Origin of the sequence: Streptomyces sp. AM 4-1-1 (assembly GCF_029167625.1) — a bacterium.
Lineage (GTDB): Bacteria > Actinomycetota > Actinomycetes > Streptomycetales > Streptomycetaceae > Streptomyces.
In genome coordinates this window covers 2,090,390-2,109,913 of the sequence record NZ_CP119145.1, presented here as the reverse complement: position 1 = coordinate 2,109,913, position 19,524 = coordinate 2,090,390, and the positions used below count along the sequence as shown (strand labels likewise).

The 19,524-nt window shown below is 71.8% G+C and carries 6 protein-coding genes and 2 pseudogenes; 6 read left to right on the top strand and 2 right to left on the bottom strand.

The genetic code is table 11. From position 1 onward, the window contains the following. Nucleotides 1-103: 103 nt before the first annotated feature. Together PZB75_RS08785 and PZB75_RS08780 are read right to left on the bottom strand one after the other, a co-directional pair. Nucleotides 104-6,550 (bottom strand): RHS repeat-associated core domain-containing protein, encoded by a 6,447-nt coding sequence (locus PZB75_RS08785; protein ID WP_275534734.1) that lies wholly within the window; start codon nt 6,548-6,550, stop codon nt 104-106. A gap of 634 nt (nt 6,551-7,184) precedes the next feature. After that, a complete protein-coding gene (locus tag PZB75_RS08780) occupies nt 7,185-11,504 on the bottom strand; it encodes a LamG-like jellyroll fold domain-containing protein (protein WP_275534733.1) in 4,320 nt (1,439 codons plus the stop codon). 538 nt (nt 11,505-12,042) lie between these two features. Between PZB75_RS08780 and PZB75_RS08775 the strand changes: the two genes are divergently transcribed. From PZB75_RS08775 to PZB75_RS08750, 6 genes and pseudogenes are all read left to right on the top strand, one after another. Then, a complete protein-coding gene (locus tag PZB75_RS08775) occupies nt 12,043-14,715 on the top strand; it encodes an alpha/beta fold hydrolase (RefSeq protein WP_275534732.1) in 2,673 nt (890 codons plus the stop codon). A 180-nt stretch (nt 14,716-14,895) separates the two neighbouring features. Then, entirely contained in the window at nt 14,896-15,795 is a 900-nt protein-coding gene (locus tag PZB75_RS08770) for an ABC transporter permease (RefSeq protein ID WP_275534731.1), read from the top strand. Between the two features lie 74 nt (nt 15,796-15,869). Then, nucleotides 15,870-16,157: pseudogene (locus PZB75_RS08765) on the top strand (methyltransferase domain-containing protein); the annotation flags it as partial. A 402-nt stretch (nt 16,158-16,559) separates the two neighbouring features. Further along, nucleotides 16,560-16,973 (top strand): annotated as a pseudogene (locus PZB75_RS08760) (class I SAM-dependent methyltransferase); the annotation flags it as partial. A 214-nt stretch (nt 16,974-17,187) separates the two neighbouring features. Next, complete coding sequence (locus tag PZB75_RS08755; protein WP_275534730.1) at nt 17,188-18,402, top strand: beta-ketoacyl-[acyl-carrier-protein] synthase family protein; 1,215 nt, start codon at nt 17,188-17,190, stop codon at nt 18,400-18,402. Nucleotides 18,403-18,607: 205 nt separating this feature from the next. Then, complete coding sequence (locus tag PZB75_RS08750; RefSeq protein WP_275534729.1) at nt 18,608-19,408, top strand: SAM-dependent methyltransferase; 801 nt, start codon at nt 18,608-18,610, stop codon at nt 19,406-19,408. Nucleotides 19,409-19,524: the final 116 nt, after the last annotated feature.

Genomic DNA, 19,524 nt, shown 5'->3' with positions numbered 1-19,524 from the left:
TCCGTACTCCTTCGTCTCGCGCAAAATACCGCACGGCCGGCCGGGAGGGATTCCCGGCCGGCCGTGCGCGTTCCTCTGGTGTTCCCCGCGGGTCGGCCCGGTGTCAGATCACCGGCACGACCACGTAGCAGTCGCCGAAGAGCGCGCATCCCGCGCCCTGCCCGTCGGGGATCATGTCGAGCGGGTCCGTGAGCGATTCCGTGAGCTTCTTCGTGGCTTCCTCGAACCCGTAGTTGTAGACGTCCATCGGATACTGCGCGGCACTGGCGGCGCCGCCCACCACCCCGAACGCCTTGGCGAAGCCACGCCCCTGCACCCGTTCACCGGTGGGCGCGGCCCGCTGCGGGGCCTTCGGGTGCAGGTTCTCGGGGATCGCGAACTTCTGGCCGGTGACCTCGCTCATCGACTCCGACGAGATGACGGTCTTGACGAGTTTGGACAGCGTCTTCGCGAAGGCCGGTGACGCCTTCACGTTCTTCGTCACCTGACCGGCCACGTCGTTCGCGTTGATGGCCGTCCACAGCTCCTTCGACTCGTTGAGCGCGATCTTGCGGTCGGAATCGGAGAGAATCCCCTTCCCGGTGCTCTCCTTCGCCTTCCGGTCGTCCTCCAGCAGATCCCGCAGACCGCCCAGTTTCGCCGTGGCCTTCTCGATGTGCCACTTCGTCCCGTCGCCGCCGAACGCCTTGCCCTCGTTCAGCTCCTCGATCAGGGCGGTGGCCGTCTTGCCGTCGCCCACCACGTCCGAGTCCGCCACCTGCGGCCGGATGTACAGCTCCTTGATGATCCTTTCGAGGCGCTCGTTCTGGACCGCCGGCATGTGGGCGCGCTTCTTGTCCATCCCCGGGTTGGGGTTCTTCTTCGGCTTGGACGGCTTGGGCTTGCTCCGGATGAGCTTTCCGCCCGAGCACTTCCCGGGGTTCTTGTTGCAGTAGTCCCGCTCGTCCGGGTCGTACATCCCCGAGGGGTCGCTGCGCCGCAGCGGATTGCTGTGCGCGTACGCGTAGCCGTTCAGCTGCTGCGGGTCCGACGGGTCGACCACCGGGTCGGCGCTGATGAAGCGGCCCGTGCCCGGTTCGTACTCCCGGGCTCCGAGGTGGGTGAGGCCGGTGGAGTCCTGCGTACCACCGACGAAGCCCTTGGTCCCCGGCCAGCTGCCGGTGGGCGGCCTCGTGCCGCGTGGTTCACCGAAGGGCATGTTCCGGCGCTGGACCATGGTCTGGGTGCTCGCGTCGACGGCGAGTTCACCGGTGCCGTGGTGGTCCGCGACGACGAAGGAGAGCGAGCCGTTGTCCTGCCGTACGGCGCTCGCCCCGCCGAGGTCGTAGTACCGCCGGGCCGTCGTCCTGCCGGTGGCCTTGGTCCAGGTGATCTCCGTGGCGCCCAGGTACAGCGTCGAGGTGTTGCCGGGGCCGTGGCTGATCAGCCGCTTGCCGTCGGCGTCGTACAGGTAGGAGGTGACCGACGAACCCTCGGTGACCGAGGCGAGGTTGCCCTCGGAGTCCCAGGCGAACGACTGCTTCGCCGCACCGCTCGGGGTACGGGACTCGGTGCCGCCGCCGGGCTCGTAGGTGTACGTGTCCTTCCCGGTGACGGCGCCGGCGGAGGTGACCGACGTCAGGGTGTTCGGCTGGCCCTTTCCGTTCTCGTCGTAGCGGTAGGTGCGCTTGGTGTCCCGGGAGGCGTTCAGCGCGGGGTCGTGCGCGGTGTCGGTGTCGCGGTTCCCGGCCGCCGTGTAGGTGTACGACTGCCAGTACGGCGCCGGTCCGCCGAGCGCGGTCGCACCGGGCGTGGGCGCGCAGTCACCGGCCGGTGTCCACGCCTCGGTCAGCCGCTGGAGGTAGTCGTAGTGGAAGCACTGCCGGTCCGTGCCCTGGCGCGAGGCGTCGGTGACGGACGTGACGTTGCCCGAGTCGTCGTAGGCGTAGGTGGCCGCCCGGTCGACACCCGCGACGCCTTCGCGTTCGGCGCGGCTGGTGGAGAGCCGCTGGGTGCCCGGCTCGTAGGTGTTGTTGATCCAGATCCGCTTGCCCGCGCTGCCCAGCTCCAGCTCCTCCAGCTTCCCGGTGAGGCTGTAGCGTGCGCCGCCGATGTAGGTGCTGAGCCCTTCGGACTTCACCACGCGCTGGAGCGCGTCGTAGGTCGGCGCCACCACCTCGGCGGGCAGGCTCCCGGCCGCCGGGTAGCTGGCGGACTTGACGGTCCCGTCCAGGTTGTAGCCGGTGGTGGTCTGGTAGCTGACGCCCGAGGTGCCGCCGAGGCCGGGCTCCGAGGCCGGGACCGACACCGTGGTGCGCAGCGGCCGGTACAGGTTGTCGTACGCGTCGATCGTCTGCGTGTACTTCGCGCCGGCGGCGCCGCCCACGTAGCGGGTGGAGCTGCTGAGGTAGCCCTTGCGCACGGTGTCGAAGGTCCAGGACGCGAGCAGCGGGCCCGTGGTGGAGTTCTCCCGGGTCTCGGTGTGCCGGCCGAGCCGGTCGTAGACGAAGGCGAGTTTCTTCTGACGGCCGTCGGTCGCGGTGGTGACCCGGTCCGCGTCGTCGTACGTCGTCCGGGTGGTGCCGGAATCCGGGTCGGTGGACGTGAGCTGGTGCCCGAGCAGGTCGTAGGTGTACGAGCGGACCGTCTTGTCCGGGGCGGTGACCTTCGTGAGGCGGCCGGCGCTGTCGTACTCGTACAGCGTCCTGTCGAAGGCGCCGGTCGGCGCCGACCCGTGGAACTCGTGCAGCTCCTTGACCCGTCCCGCCGCGTCGAGCACCGTCTCGGTCGGCGTGGTGCCGGTCGGCGGGTCGACGGTGACCAGGTCGGCGCTGTGGGTGGTCGTGGTGCGTGACAGTTCCGTCCCCACTCCGTTGCCCTGGAGCGTCCTGGTCACGGTCGGGCGGCCCAGGCCGTCGTACTCGTTGACGGTCTGGGTGTCCACGGCGCCCTGCGCGGTCACGCCGAAGAGCTCGGCCTCCGGTGCGCCGGTGGCGTAGTACGGCGCGTAGGTCCGCTCGACCAGGCCGCGCTCGTCGTAGAACGTGTCGTCGACCAGCCGGCCGCCGTCCGGGCCGACGGACTGCGACTGCCGGGGCCGCAGCCAGCCGTCGTAGAGGATGTACGACGCCGTCTGGCTGCCGTCGTTCTTCAGCTTCTTGGCGACGACCGCGGCGATGGACCCCTCCGCGATCAGGTAGCTGTACTCCAGACTGGGCGTCGGGCTGGACGCCTTGGGCCGGTTGGCGAGCCAGGCCTTGGTGAGCCGGCCCAGCGCGTCGAACTGCGCTTCGCTGCGCTTGCCGTTGGCGTCCACCGTGGCGGTGGGCTGCGAGCGGACGCCGTCGAACTCGGTCACCACGGACTGCGCGCTGGAGGCGGTGCCCGCGACCAGTTCGGTACCGGTCACGGTGAAGCTGCCGGGCTTGGTGGCCGTCGCCGGTGTGAAGACGGTCGTGCTGCTGGAACCGGTCGAGTCGGAGGTGGACTTCACCCGCCCGTAGCCGTCGTACGCCGTGTTCTTGGAACGGTAGGCGGGCGTCGTTCCGGTGTAACCGGTCAGCTCCTCCTGCTTGGTGAGCAGGCCCCGGGTCGGAGTCGCGCCGAAGGCGAGGTTGTCGTAGGTGTTGCGCTTGCGGGAGAGCAGGTGCGCGGGGTAGATGACGCCGGTACCGCACGCCACGTCGAGGACCTCGACCTGCTTGGGCAGGGCCCGCAGCCAGGTGGTGGCGTTGTCGGCGTACGAGGTGATCGTGCACTCCTCGTCGCCGGCCGCCGCCTCACCGAGGTCGCTGTCCTCGACGACACGTCCCAGGTCGTCGTACTTCGTGGCGGTGGAGGTCTCCTGCCAACTGCCGTCGTGCTTGCGGTCCCAGGTGCGGGTGGCGGCGGTGCCGGTCAGGTTCGCGGTGACGGTGCCCCAGTCCCGTACCCTCTTGGCGGTCTCCTTGCGCCACGGGGTGCTCACGGTCCTGCTCTCCACCGTGCCGCCCGGCGCGGTGTAGTCGATCGTCTTGAACTCGGTGCCCTGGAAGGCCTCGTGGTCCTGGATGCTGCCGCCCTCGCCGTCGGACACGGTCACCGGCCTGGTGCCGCCCGCGGCGTTCTTGCGGTCGCCGTCCATGCCCCGCAGGAACCAGTGCTCGGACAGCGAGCGCATGCCGTCCCAGCCGCCGGACCGCACCTGGACCCGGCCGTAGCCGTTCCACTGGGACCAGGTCTTGTACTTCTCCTTGGTCAGCCCGTCGTCGTCCGCATAGTGCCAGGCGGCGCCGCCGAGATAGGCGTACTTGGTGACCATGTCGTCGCTGCCGCCGGTGCGGTCGGTCGCGGTGACCTGGGTGACGACGTACTTGTTGAACCACTCCTGGACGGGGTCGGGCGCACCGGCGGGCTGCCAGTACTGCGGGAAACAGCGCGTGGTGTTGGTCTCCGGCACCGGCAGCGCGGCGAAGTCGCACTCGGGTTCCGAGTAGGCGACGTCGATCGAACCGCCCGACTCGTCCGAGACGTTGGCGAGCCGGTACTTGATGAAGGGCGCGATGCCGTCACCGAGCCGGTCGAGGCGGTTGGGCCCCTGCTTGTAGCCGAAGGTCACCTTGGGCAGGGTGATCGAGGGGGTGGCGGCCAGGCCGGTGTGCTGGATCGACTCCAGGAGCAGGGAGCGGTCGATGTCGGCGTCGCCCCACTTCTGGGTGAACGCCCAGGCATCGGCGTCCGCGTAGCCGCCCGAGGGCTGGAGCACCTGGGTGGTGACCTTGGTGAGCCGCTTGCGGGACCAGAAGGACGGGGCGAAACGCCCCTTGTCGCAGTCGGTGCCCGCCTTGCAGTTCAGATACCAGGGCGTGTCCTCCCAGCGCGTGGCGTTCTTGTCGATCTCCGCGGGGGCGCAGGCGGCGGCGGTGGGCTGGATGCACCGTTCGGTGTTGGTGAAGACGACCTTGCCCGCGGCCTTGGCGGTGAAGAACGTGTCGCTGCGCTGGCCGTACTCGATGTGGTCGAGGACGCCGCCGCGCTCGTACGAGGTGTCGTCGGCGGCCACCCGGTTGCGGCCGTAGGAGTTGGTCTCCGGGGTGTACCAGTACGACATGGCGTTGCCGTTGAGGTCGACGACGTAGTCGAGGTTCCAGCGCCAGGCCTGCCGGCACCACGACGCGGCGAACGTGGCCTGGTGGCAGGGCTCGTCGGCGTTGTTGCCGAAGACCGGCACGTTCCAGGTGGACTTGGTCTCGGGCTTGCCGGTGCTCCAGCTCGGGAGGCGGTTGTAGCCGAAGAAGTACTGGAGGCCGTCGGTGGTCGTCACCTTCCAGTACTCGCCGTCGTTGTCGCCGTTGGCCCGCTCGGTGGCGTTCCTGAGCTTCTCGACGCGGGTGCCGTCGTCGTTGCGGATGCGCCAGACGTCCTTGCCCGCCGGGATCAGCTCGCCCGCGCGGCCGTTGAAGCTGATGGTGGCGTTGTCGTACCCCCAGCACTGGTCGCCGGGAGCTTCGTCCCGGCTCCAGTCGCCGTCCTCGCCGCACGGCTTGAAGTGCCGCTCGATGAAGCCGGTGTTCATGTCGAAGCCCGAACCGAGCCAGGAGGACTGGTTGTTGCTGTTGGACGTCTGGCCGTCGATGGAGCCCGAGGAGTAGCCGATGGACAGCTTGGGCAGCAGCCCGCCCGGCACGGTCGGCGCCGTCAGGGGGTACGACCAGGAGAAGTCGCCCGTCTGCAGGCTGGTCTGCCAGGCCGCCGAGGAAGACAGAGGGGTCGCCGTGTAGTCACCGGCGCCCGCGGTGCCGCCGGCGGGGTCCGCCACGGCGGCGAGCAGGACCGCGGACGCGGCGGGGCGCAGCGCCACGGAGTCGGCGGAGACCGTGTGCTTCTCACCGTCGTTGCGGCCCGCGACGGGGGTGGTCGTACGGCAGCGGGCCAGCTCAGGGGTGGTCAGCGCGCACGCCGGGAGGGTGGCCAGGCGCAGCCGGGCGCCGTAGTCACCGCCGTACGCCTCGCCGAACGCGGAGTAGTCCAGGCTGACGCCGACCCGGCGGCCATCGCCGGAGGTGTCCGCCGGTCCGGTGCCGGAGACGGAGAGCAGAACACCGTCGAGGCCGAGGCCGCGGGCGGTGTCCTGGGGGAGGACACGCACCTGGGCCCGCACGGCGTCGGTCGCGGGCGCGTTCGCGGCGGAACCGGTGGGCTCCGCCGGGGCGGCCAGCAGCCGGACGGGCAGGCCCGGTACGGGCGTCGGCGCGACGGCCGCGGCCCTGGCCTTCGTGCCGGAACCGGCGCCCGGCGCGGGCACGGCGGGCAGGGTGACCTGCGCCGTGCCGGCTTTCGGCCAGGTGGCGTGGGGTGCGCGGCGGGGGCCGGTGGCCAGCCCGTCCTTCTTGCGCGGCGCGGCCTTGAGGGCCTTGCCGGGGACGGGGTGGTCGGCCTCGACGGTGCGTGGGCGCGTGGCGCCGGTGCCGGTCCCTGGGGCGGCGAGCGCGGGCGCGGCCTGGAACAGCGAGCCGGCCATCAGGACGGCCACCGTGAGGGCGGCACAGCGATGGAAGCCGGCCGCGCGACGCGGCGGTATGGGTCTGGACAACCCGGTGATTCCTTTCGGTGTGAGGTGTGAGGTGTGAGGTGTGAGGTGTGAGGTGTGAGGTGTGAGGTGTGAGGTGTGAGGTGTGAGGTGTGAGGTGTGAGGTGTGAGGTGTGAGGTGTGAGGTGTGAGGTGTGAGGTGTGAGGTGTGAGGTGTGAGGTGTGAGGTGTGAGGTACGGGGTGCGGGGTGTGAGGGGCGGGAGACGAGAAGCGGGGTGCGGGAGGGGAAGGCTCGGTCGGGCCCGGACGCTTCGGGTCGCGGGTCCCGCCGCGCGGCGACCGGATGCGCGCCGCGAGCGGCTGATGCCCCTGCGGTGGCCGAGGGCTTGCGGACCTCCGGGCTCGCGGACCTGGGGGCCTGCGGACCTGGGGGCCTGCGGGCTCGCGGACCTGCGGACCTCCGGGCCTCCGGGCCTCCGGGCCTCCGGGCCCGAGGACCTGAGGATCTCCGGGTCCGAGGACCTGCGGACCTGGAGGCCCACGGACCTGGAGGCCCACGGACCTGGGGGCCCGTGGACCGAGGCCCGCGGGCCCGTGGATGGCGGGCCCGTCCGGCGGACGGGCCCCGGCGCCGGGGCCCGCGCGGCAGCCGCGCCCGGCCCGCGGGCCGGGCGCCGCCGCGCGGGGACGGCGGCCCTACGGCCCGGGGACCGTGTTCAGGCTCTCTCCGTTGCCGAGCTTGATGATCTGGGCGTCACTGGCGACGCCGGAGAACATCCACACGTCGTCGATCACGCCCGGCCAGTACTCGCCGGTCGTCCCGTTCTCCTTGTTGCGGCCGAACTGGAGCTGCTTGGTCGCCTGGAAGGGCAGCACGTTGGCCCGCCACGACATGGCGTCCAGGACCTGCTCCAGATGGCCGTTGACGTACAGCCTCGCCTCGTCGGAGAAGGCGTCGTACACGACCGCGATGTGGTCCCATTCGAAGTCCGTCTGGAAGCTCGAATGGTGGACCGCGGGCCGGGCCGCGCCCGACGTGTCCGTGGTGGGCAGCTCCAGCTCGTAGCCACCCTGGTTCGCCGGGTCCGCGGGGTCCGGGGTGTAGCGCACGGTGAAGGCGCTGTTGACCGCGCCTTCCGCCGACAGGACGGTGACCTTCTTCTGCGGACGGCTCGCGGTGCTCACCCATGCGGTCGCGGTGAAGCTCTCCTTGGTGCTCACCGGGACGGTCGCGGCGGCGGCGTAGTCGTCCACCCCGTCCAGGACCAGGCCCGCGGCGCCGACCCAGCCCGCGCCCGGCTTGACGGCCGCCTGGCCGCCCAGGACCGCGGGCCGCTTGCCGGCGCTGTCGTCGGGGCTGGAGGCCGGGGTGCCGGCCGTCGTGGCGTCGAACTTCCAGCGCCCCTTCACCTGCGGGTGCTGCTTGAACAGGTCACCGACCTCGTCCTTGGAGACCACCCGGTCGTACAGGTGCACATCGTCGATCTGTCCCTTGAAGAACGAGCCGGGCAACGCCCCGTAGGAACCCGCGCCGATCTGCACCGGACCCGTGGCGTCCCAGGGAGCGGGCGCGAACGGCACGGTTGACACGAGTCCGCCGTCCACGAAGAGCCGTAGCTCCTTCACCGTGCTGTCGTAGACACCGACGAGATGGTGCCAGCTGTCCCCGGGGTACACCTGGTCCGCGGCGGGCTTGCCGAGGTTGGCCATGGCCCGGGCCGGCTGGACGCCCGCGGTGTCGGAGACGTAGCGGTTGAAGACCCAGCGGCGGTACGAGCCCGAGTAGTACAGCTCGAAGCCGCTCTGCTGCGCACCGGCCTGGGTCGCGACGACCTGCGCCGAGGACGGCTCCGCCTTGGGGAGCTTGGCCCACGCGGAGACCGAGAAGCTGCGCAGGGTGTTGAGCTGCGGGCCAGCGCTGCTCGCGTAGCCGTTCGCCGTGGAGCTGAGGTCCAGGGCACCGGCCACGTTGCCCACGGCGCCGAAGGTGCCGCCGCCCTTGAGCACCAGGGGCCTGACCTCGCTCGCGCCCTGCGCCACCTGGGAGGTGGCGGCGTCGTCGAAGTCCCAGGCCGCCTTGGCGGGGCGGCCGGTGGTCACGGCCTCGCGCCGGGCCAGCCGGCCGACGTCCGCCGCGCCCAGCGGGCGGTCGTAGACGGCGGTCTCGTCGATCGCGCCCTTCCACGGATCGACGTAGGCGCCGTTGTACTTGCTGCGGCCGAACTGGAGGTTGGCCGCCGCGTGCCAGGGAGTGGTGAAGGCGGCCGTGCCGACCGGCACACCGTCGACGTAGAAGGTGTACTTGCCGGCCGCCGCGTCACGGACCGCCGCGAGATGCGTCCACCTGCCGACCTCCGGCGGGGACGGCGACAGCACGCCGCCGAATCCGGCGCCCGCACCGTCCTTGGTGGGCACGCGCAGCGCCCAGCGCTTGCTCGCTCCCTCGTAGCCGAGGTAGAAGCCCGCGTGCAGGGTGCCGTCGACGCTGACCGCGGTGGCGGTGCCGGCGTCCGAGTCCAGGCGCACCCAGGTGGAGACGGTGTAGTCGCCGTCGGTGTCGAGCAGGTGGGGGCCACCGGCCGCGTAACCGTCGGTGGCGCCCGCGCCGTTCAGGGCGAGAGCCGTGTTGCGGACGCCCGGTTCACCGAGCGTCGCGGTGCCGCCGAGCACGGCGGGCCGGGCGCCGCCGGAGCCCGGGTCCTGGGTGGCGCCGGCCGGGGCGTCGAGGGTCCAGGCGGCGCGATCGGGCTGGCCGGTGGCCACCCGGAACTGGTAATTGGCGATGGTGCTGGCGTTGTTGTTGGCGTCCCAGGCCTGGACGTAGAGGTTGTTCAGCCCCGGCCGGGTGGGCATCACGTCGACCGAGACGGCCCCGCCGGGGGTCGCCGGTTTGCGTTCGTTGGCCGCGGTCGGGTCCGCGTTCAGGCCGAACCAGTACTTGGTCACGTCCGTCGCGGCCGAGTCGATGGTGAAGCGGCCGTACTGTCCGACTCCGTCCAGCCAGGGGTCGAGCGGGTCGGTGGTGTCCGAGACGGGGTACTGCGGGGAGACCACGGTCGGCGCCGCCGGGCGCTTGGAGTCGAAGGTCAGGTAGCAGCCGGTCTGGGTGTCACCGGCGTAGCTCCAGGGCCCCCACAGCTTGCCGTCCGAGGCGCGCACGCTCCAACTGGTCCTGACGTTCTGCGGAATGGTCGACGGGAGCGAGATCGTGTACGGCTGTCCGGACGCCTTGGGGCCGATCCGGCCGGAGTTCCAGTGCTCCTTCCAGCCGTCGCCCGAGTCCCACTCGACCTTGAACTCCGCGTACACCTGGTCCTTGTCGGGGTCCGACAGGACGGCCGTCGCCTTGGGGATGACGTTGACCGCCTTGGGCGCCAGCGTGCAGGTGCCGCCCGGACTCATGGTCAGCTGCGACTGCTTGGGCTGGTTCGGCGGGTTGTTGTACTCGACGCGCAGGAAGCCGTTGCCGGCGAAGCGCTTCCACTGGGACTCGGCGTTCTCGTTCGGCGCCTTCAGCCCGAAGGTGAGCTTGGTCTGCTTGTTGGCGGCGGCCCAGGTGACCGCGTCCTTCGCGTTGAACTCCAGGTCGCCGTCCGGGCAGGAGGCGGTGGCGCCCTTGGCGGCCTTCACGGTCGGCATCTGGTCGATCCAGTAGCCCGAGGCCTTCTGGCTGTTCCAGGTCGTCGTGGTGGTGAGCGGCTTGGTGCGCCAGAACTCCACCGGCTGCTTGGTGCAGTTGTACGCGAACGTCTCGCGGACGACGAACTCGGCGCTGGTGATGCTCTTGCCCGCGAAGCTGGTCACCGGCAGCTGGTAGAAGAGCCGCTTGGCGTCGTTCGTCGCGCACTTGAGGCCGGAGAAGTTCGGCGGGCAGAAGCCCATGCCCGAGTCGGCGGCGCCGTCGAACTTGTAGAAGTGGGAGCTGGGGTGGGCGCGGGAGACCATCGCGTAGGCGGACGCGCGGGGCGAGGACCAGGCCGGGTCGATGAAGACCGGGTAGCGGGTGTTCTCGCCGGAGAGGAGCTGCGGGTCCGGGGTGAGGAGGAGCGAGTCCGGGGTCACCGAGGCGCGAACGTCCGCCCGCGTCGAGGTCTCGCCGGGGCCTTCGTACAGGTCGGGGGAAGGCGCGGTGCGCGGAGCGCCGGCCGGTGAGGCGGACCCGGCGGCCTTGGTGGGGGACGCGGCCGCCGTCCTGGACCGGGCGTCGGTGCCGGTGCCGGCTTCGGCGTCTGTACCGGCTTCGGCTTCGCCGGAGTCCCACATCACCGGCTGCGCCGCCTCGAAGGCCACGCCTCCCGCCTGGGTGACGACCGCCTCAAGACCGCCGGCGTCGGTGCCGCGGACGGTGAGCCCCTTGCCCTCCAAGGGCAGTTTCAGCTCGGCGAGCGCGGGGTTGGCCGCGGCCTGGGCGCTCTTGACCACCAGGACCTGGGAGAAGCCGTCGGGGTCCGCGGTCATCCGCAGATCCACGTCCGGCAGGACCTCCGGATACGTCACGGAGGAGCCGGAGATCACCGGGGCGGGCAGGGTGCCCGGCCACGACAGGGACAACTCCCGTCCGGCCCTGGTCATCCGGACCAGCGGGGCCTGGCTGCCGCCGGCCGAGAACACGACATCGGCGGCGGAGGCGACCGGCACGACACCCCCGTCGAGCCGCCGCAGGCTGGTGTCGATCGTGACCCACCTGCCGTCCCGGCGGGTGCGTACCGGCTCCATGTGCGTGATCTCGGTGAGGCTGCCGCTCGGGTTGACGAACACCTCGCGGCTCGCCCCGCGTTCGGAGACGACCTCGACCTGCTTCCCGTCCCGCCGGGCCTGTTCCCGCGCCCGGTCGACGTCGGGTGAGAGGGTGTCCGCTGCGGGGTCGTCGGCGACTCGGGTGTCCGCCCCGCCCGTCCCCGGGGTCTGCGCGCTCGCGTCGGGCAGAGATGTTCCTGGTAGCTGTCCGGTGAGCAATGCCCCGACCAGCAGGGAGACCGCGCCCACAGCGACGCTCCCCCGCGTTCTTTCAGCCACGCCGATCCCCTCATGCAATTTTCATACTGTGGCGATGACTATCCGGCCTACTGAATCAAGCCGTCAACGAGGTATGTGTGGAGGCCACGCGGTAGCAAAATTCACCCTTCAACCCGGATACGGACAATCATGGAGTGATGCTTCGGGCATATCGCTCGTATCCGGAGGGCAGGATTTATCCAACCTGCGGCATGCCGGCCGAATACGGCCCCGGTGAATTTACGGGCATAAGGAATTCCTGGTTCCGGATCGGCTTTCGTGGTGTTTCTCCGCGCATAGTGGATTCTTCCCGGCCCTCGCCGCATCAGGGACAGAAGGGGCCGGGCTTCCGGGCGGGCCGGATGCCCGCGGCCGCCCGAGCGGCCGTCGCCGCCGCGTGCCACCGGGCGAGGCCGTCGGTGGCGGCGAACACGTGCTCGTGCGCGAGGAGTCCGGCCGGGCGGCCCGTCTCGACGGTGGCCTCGTCCCCGGGCCGCGACGCGACGTCCGGGCGGTGGGCGTGCGGGCGGTGGGCGGCGGACCCTTAGGGTCGGTGGGTATGGAGATCCCCAAGCCCCGGTGGCCCCGAGGGCGCGGCCGGTGGGCCGCCGCCCTGGCCGCGCTCGCCGTGCTCGCGGGCGCCGGTACGTGGACCGCGGTCGCCGCCGACGACGCCCCCGTCGTGCGGCGGACGGACCGGATGATGAACGTGGACGGGGTGCGGATCGACACCTCGTACTTCACCGCGGAGAGCGGCGGTACGGGCGGCGGCGGGGACGGTGGCGGACGCCGGCCCGCCGTGCTGATCGGGCACGGGTTCGGCGGCAGCAAGGACGATGTCCAGGACCAGGCCCGGAAGCTGGCCGGGGACGGATACGCCGTGCTGACCTGGTCCGCCCGTGGATTCGGCAGGTCCACCGGGGAGATCGGGCTCAACGCCCCGGACCGCGAGGTCAAGGACGTGTCCGCGCTCATCGACTGGCTCGCGCGGCGGCCCGAGGTGCTGCTCGACGCCGAAGGCGACCCCAGGGTGGGCGTCACCGGGTCCTCGTACGGGGGCGCGGTCTCGCTCCTCGCCGCCGGGTACGACAAACGCGTCGACGCCATCGCCCCGCGCATCACCTACTGGAACCTCGCCGACGCCCTCTTCCCCGACGGCGTCTTCAAGAAGCTCTGGGCGGGGATCTTCGTCACATCGGGTGGCGGCTGCGAGAAGTTCGAGCGGGAACTGTGCCGGATGTACGAGCGGGTCGCCGTGACCGGAAAGCCGGACGCCGCGGCCCGGAAGCTGCTCACCGAGCGCTCCCCGGTCGCGGTCGGCAGCCGCGTCAAGGTGCCCGCACTGATCGTGCAGGGCCAGACCGACTCGCTGTTCCCGCTCGGCCAGGCCGACGCCATGGCCCGGACGATCAGGGCCAACGGCGCACCCGTCGCCGTCGACTGGATCGCGGGCGGTCACGACGGCGGGGACCTGGAGACCGGGCGCGTGGAGAAACGTATCGGCGACTGGTTCGACCGCTACCTCAAGGACGACAAGGGCGTCGGCACCGGCCCCGCCTTCCGTGTCACCCGCACCGGAGGCATCGACTCCACCGACGGCGCCGCCCTCCAGCGGGGCGCGAGCGGAGACCGTTACCCGGGACTGCTGAGCGGCGGCGAGGACATCGCGCTGGGCGACACCCGCACCCGCACCTTCCGCAACCCGGCCGGAGCCGAACCACCCGCCATCTCCGCCGTCCCGGGCGTCGGCGGCGGACTCTCGCAGCTCTCGTCCCTCGGCGTCGGCGGACTGTCGATCGACTTCCCCGGACAGCATGCGCGCTTCGACTCCGAGCCGTTGGACACCTCGCTGCGCGTCACCGGCTCGCCGACCGTCCGCGTCACCGTGCGGGCCGACCACGGCGACGCGGTGCTCTTCGGCAAGGTGTACGACGTGTCGCCGGACGGGAAGCAGCAGGTGCTGCCCGCCCAGCTCGTCACCCCGTACCGCATCGGCCCCGACCGGCAGGGAAGGCCCGTCCGGCTGACCCTGCCCGCCGTCGACCACCAACTGGTCGCCGGGCACCGGCTGCGCCTGGTGCTGTCCGCGACCGACCTCGGTTACGCGTCACCGGTCGAACCCGCCTCGTACACCGTCGCCCTCGACGGTCCCCTGACCGTCCCCACCGCCCCGGAGGTGACGACCGCGTCGGCGACCCTCCCCTGGTGGACCTGGGGGCTGCCCGCCGTCGCCCTGCTGATCGCGGCGGCCCTGCTGCTCACGGGCCGCCGCCGGACCGCGACCCCGGCGCCCGATCCCGCGCTCGCCGACGTACCGCTGCGGATCACCGGGCTGTCGAAGAAGTACGCCGGGTCCACGGACCGGTACGCCGTACGGGACCTGTCGTACCGCGTCGAGAAGGGGCAGGTCCTCGGCCTCCTCGGACCGAACGGCGCGGGCAAGACCACCACCCTGCGGATGCTGATGGGGCTGATCCGGCCGGACGAGGGCGAGATCCGCGTCTTCGGCCACGCGATCCGGCCCGGCGCACCCGTGCTGTCCCGGGTCGGCGCGTTCGTCGAGGGCGCAGGGTTCCTGCCGCACCTGTCCGGCCGGGCCAACCTGGAGCTGTACTGGCAGGCCACCGGACGCCCCGCCGAGGACTCCCGCATCGACGAGGCCCTGGAGATCGCCGGCCTCGGCGACGCGCTGGCCCGCGCCGTCCGGACGTACTCCCAGGGCATGCGGCAGCGGCTCGCCATCGCCCAGGCCATGCTCGGCATGCCGGACCTGCTCATCCTGGACGAACCGACCAACGGCCTCGATCCGCCGCAGATCCGCGAGATGCGGGACGTCATGATCCGGTACGCGGCCGGGGGCCGTACCGTCATCGTCTCCAGCCACCTCCTCTCCGAGGTGGAACAGTCCTGCACGCACCTGGTCGTCATGGACCACGGCAGGCTCGTGCAGGCCGGACCGGTCGCGGAGATCACCGGCTCGGGCGACACGCTGCTGGTCACCACCGCCGACGAGGTCACCGAACCGCTCACCGAGAAGGTCGCCGCACTGCCGGGGATCGGCTCGGCGGTCCGCACGGACGACGGACACGGACTGCTCGTACGGCTCGACGGCGCCACGGCCTCCGGGCTGATCGCCGAACTCGTCAGGCTGGACGTGCCGTTGACCGGCGTCGGGCCGCACCGCCGCCTGGAGGACGCGTTCCTCACCCTGATCTCCGGAGGTTCAGCATGAGTGTCGTCCCGACCACCGGAGGTTCCACATGAGCGTCACCCCGATCTCCGGAGGCCGTGTCGTGGGAGTCATCCCGCGTGTCGTGGGGCTCACCGCACACGTCTGGGGCCGTGTCGTGGGGTTCACCCCGAGTGTCTGGGGCCGTGTCGTGGGGCTCACTCCGCGTGTCGGAGGTGCGGCATGAGCGATTCCGGCATGCAGCACGCGCCCCACACCTCGCACACCTGCGAGGCGCCGGAGGCGCCCGGCTACCGCGCCCGGCGCACCCTTCCCCTGCGCGTCGAGGCGATGCGTCAACTGCGCAGGCGCCGCACCCTCGCGATGGGCGCGGTCCTCGGGCTGCTGCCGTTCGTCCTGATCATCGCGTTCGCGATCGGCGGCACCCCGTCCTCGCGCGGCGGCAGCGGCCGGATCACGCTCATGGACACGGCGACCATGTCCGCCGCGAACTTCGCCGCGACCTGCCTGTTCGTCTCGGCGGGATTCCTGCTGGTGGTGCCGGTGGCGCTGTTCTGCGGGGACTCGGTCGCCTCCGAGGCGAGCTGGTCGTCGCTGCGCTACCTGCTCGCGGCGCCCGTGCCCAGGGCCCGGCTGCTGTGGAGCAAGCTCGTCGTGGCGCTCGGCTTCAGCCTGGCCGCGATGGTGCTGCTGCCGCTGGTCGCGCTGGCGGCGGGAGCGGCGGCGTACGGCTGGGGCCCGCTCCAACTACCCACCGGGGGAACGCTGTCGACCGGTGACGCCGTGCCGCGCCTCGCGCTCGCCGTGGCGTTCGTCTTCGTCTCCCAACTGGTCACGGCCGGGCTGGCGTTCTGGCTGTCGACGAGGACGGACGCACCGCTCGGCGCGGTCGGGGGAGCGGTCGGGCTGACCATCGTCGGCAATGTGCTGGACGCGGTCACCGCACTCGGGTCGTGGCGCGAATTCCTGCCCGCCCACTGGCAGTTCGCCTGGGCGGACGCCCTTCAGCCGCAGCTGGAGTGGGGCGGCATGGTCAAGGGGGCGGCGATCTCGGTGACGTACGCGCTGATCCTGTTCGCGTTGGCGTTCCGGGGGTTCGGCCGGAAGGACATCGTGTCCTGAGGCGGTGACCCGACCGGCCGCGCCCGCCGGGGACGGCCGCCTCCGGCGGGGACACGGGCGTTACGCTGACCGGAATGTTCACTCCGCAGGGCCCCACCGTCCGCGAACTCGCCGTCCAGGCGCTCTCCTCCACGGAGCGCGGCTACGACCTGCTCGCGCCCAAGTTCGACCTGACGCCGTACCGCACCCCGGACCGGGTGCTCGACGCCGTGACCCGCGCGATGGAACCGCTCGGACCGTTCGACGCGGGGCTGGACGTCTGCTGCGGTACGGGAGCGGGCGTGGACGTGCTGAGGAAGCTGTGCCGCGAACAGGTCACCGGCGTGGACTTCAGCGCGGGGATGCTGACCGTGGGCCGGGCGGCGCGGGGGGAGACACCCGCGCCGGCCACCGGGCCCGATGCGGCGGCCGGGTCCGTTTCCGCCGCCGCGCCTGTTTCCGTGACCGGGCCCGCTTCCGTGACCCGACCCGCGCCGGTCACCGGGCCTGATGCGGCGACCGGACCCGTTTCCGCGACCGCGCCCGTTCCCGTGACCGGCCCTGTTTCCGCGATCCGGCCCGCGTCGGTCACCGGACCCGCTTCAGCCGCCGAGCCCACTTCCGCCGCCGAGCCCGCTTCAGCCGTCGTGCCCGTTTCCGTGACCGGGCCCGCTTCCGCGCCCCGATCCGCGTCGGTCACCGGACCCGCTTCAGCCGCCGAGCCCACTTCCGCCGTCGTGCCCGCTTCCGTGACCCCGCCCGCTTCCGCGCGGACGCCGTCCGCCGCCGTGCACTGGGTCCGGGCCGACGCGCGGGCGCTGCCCTTCGCCCCCGTCTTCGACCTGGCGCTCAGCCTCGGGGCGTTCGGCCACTTCCTGCCCCGGGAACGTCCCGGGCTGTTCGCCCAGGTGCACGGGGCGCTGCGCCCCGGAGGCCGGTTCGTCTTCCCGGTGGCCGCCCCGCCGGGGTTCCGTTCGCCGCTGTACTGGACCCTGCTGGCCTTCGACGCCGCGATGCGGGTCCGCAACGCCGTGTGGCGTCCGCGCTTCGTCATGTACTACCGCACGTTCCGGCTGCCGGACGTGCTCACCGATCTGCGCGGGGCCGGGTTCGACGTGCGGCTGCTGCCGCTGCCGGACCTCGGGGAGCTGCCCGACGGCAGCCCACGCGCCCGTCTGGTGGTGGCGGAGCGCCGTTGACGGGCGCGTCGGAGGGTCCTCCCGGGACCCCGCCGGGCCCTGTGCGACGCGTACCCGGTTCCCTTCGGCCTTGTTGATGTCGAACAAACCCCTGACGGGGAATCGGTCGAGTCCTGAACTGTCCCCCGTGCGTCCGGCTGACATGATCCAGGGAAGGCCGCCTCGGGATGGGTATGAGCCTTGTTCGGTTCCTACCAGGCCAGTGGAGGCTGAGATGGACGACAACGGTCAGGTACGGGTGACGGGCATCGGGGCGATGACCCCGGTGGGCGCCGACGCGCCGTCGTCCTGGGCGGGGCTGCTGGCCGGGAAGTCCGGGGTGCGGGCCCTCGACGAGGAGTGGGCGGCCGACCTGCCCGTCCACGTCGCGGCGGGGCTCCCGGTGGACCCCGCGGCGCTGCTGCCCCGGGTCACGTCGAGGAAGCTGGACCGCGGCGAGCAACTGGCGCTGATCAGCGCGCGGGAGGCGTGGCGGGACGCGGGCACTCCGGAGGTCGATCCGGTACGGCTGGTGGTCGTCATCGGTACGGGTACGGGCGGCGTACTCACCACGCTCGGCCAGGACGACGTGTTCGAGCGCTCCGGGGCACGCAGGCTGTCCCCGTTCGCGGTTCCGATGCTCATGCCCAACGGTCCGGCCGCCTGGGTGAGCATGGACCTGGGGGCGAAGGGCGGCGCCCGTACCCCGGTCAGCGCCTGCGCTTCGGGGGCCGAGGCCATCGCGATGGGACAGGACCTGATCCGGGCCGGCCGGGTGGACGTGGTGGTCGCCGGGGGAGTCGAGGCGTGTCTGCACCCGTTCACGCTCGCCGCGTTCGCCCAGATGAAGGCGTTGTCCACGGATTCCGGGAACCCGGAGGCGGTGTCGCGCCCGTTCGACGTGGCACGGTCCGGGTTCGTGATGGGGGAGGGCGCGGGAGTGGTGGTCCTGGAGCGGGCGGACTTCGCCCTCGCCCGGGGCGCCAGGGTGTACGGGACGCTGGCGGGCAGCGCGGTGAGTTCGAGCGCCGCACACATCACGGCGTCCGACGCGGAGGGTCAGGTCCTCGCGATCGAGGAGGCGATGCGGTCGGCGGGGGTCGGCCCCGCGGACATCGGCGTCGTGCACGCCCACGCCACGTCCACCGAGTCCGGTGACCTGGCGGAGGCGGAGGCGATCGTCCGGGCGGTGGGGACCCACCCGGTGGTGACGGCGACGAAGTCGATGACCGGCCACATGCTGGGCGCGTCGGGGGCGGTGGGCGCGGTCGCGGCGCTGCTGGCGCTCAGGGACGGCACGGTCCCCGCGACCCTCAACGTCGACGAACTCGATCCCCGGATCGGCCTGGACGTGGTGCGCGGCGAGAACCGCACCGGCCGTTGGGACGCCGCTCTCGCCAACTCCTTCGGCTTCGGCGGGCACAACGTCAGCCTGGTCCTCACCCGTTGACGGCCGGCCCGTGACGGCACGGGGCGCGGCGGACCACCGCGCCCTCGCGGCACCGCACCGGCGTCCCCGGCGCGGGAAACACCCTGACGAACCACCGCGGGGAAACGCCCCCGTAAAACCGAAGTTGACACCTGTATCCGCAGGAAGCGGGACTCGGTACAGTCCGCACCACAAGATCGAAGTCGATCTACGGAAGGTGGACACAATGAGTGAGCGACCGGTGGAGATCAACACCGCGGTGGCCCATCCCGCACGGGTGTACAACGTCTGGGTGGGCGGCAAGGACCATTACGTCGTCGACCAGGAGGCCGCCGAGCTCGCGGCCGCGGCCAACCCGAGCATCGTCCCCGCCGTACGCGCCAACCGGGCCTTCCTCGGCCGGGCGGTGCGCCACCTCGCGGGGGAGGTCGGCATCCGCCAGTTCCTCGACATAGGCACCGGCATCCCCACCGCGGACAACACGCACGAGGTCGCCCAGTCCGTCGCCCCGGACGCCCGTGTCGTCTACGTGGACAACGACCCGATCGTGCTGGCCCACGCCCGCGCGCTGCTCGTCGGCACCACGGAGGGCCGGACCGCGTACGTCGAGGCCGACGCCCGTGACGTCGACACCATCCTGGCCGAGGCGAAGCAGACCCTGGACCTCTCGCAGCCGGTCGCCCTGATGCTGGTGGCCATCCTCCAGTACATCCCGGACGCGGAGGACCCGTACGGGATCGTCGCCCGGCTGCTCGACGCCCTGCCCTCCGGCAGCCATGTCGTCCTGTCGCACCCGGCCTCCGACATCGCCTCCGACGAGGTGGCCCAGTCGATGAGGATCTACAACGAACGCGCGGCCGAACACGCCACGGCGACCCCGCGCAGCCGCGCCGAGGTGACCCGCTTCCTCGACGGCACCGAGCCGCTCGCCCCGGGCCTCGTCTCCCTGCCGGAGTGGCGTCCGGCCGCCGGGGACCCGGACTCGGGCGTGATCCCGATGTGGTGCGCGGTGGCCCGGAAACCGTGACCTGAGAGCCCCGCGAGCCGTGACCGGATCACCCCACGAACCACCGTGACCGGAGGACGGGGTGGCCAGGGGCGGTCGCGGAAGCCGGCCCGGAACGTCTGCCGGCCTCCGCGACC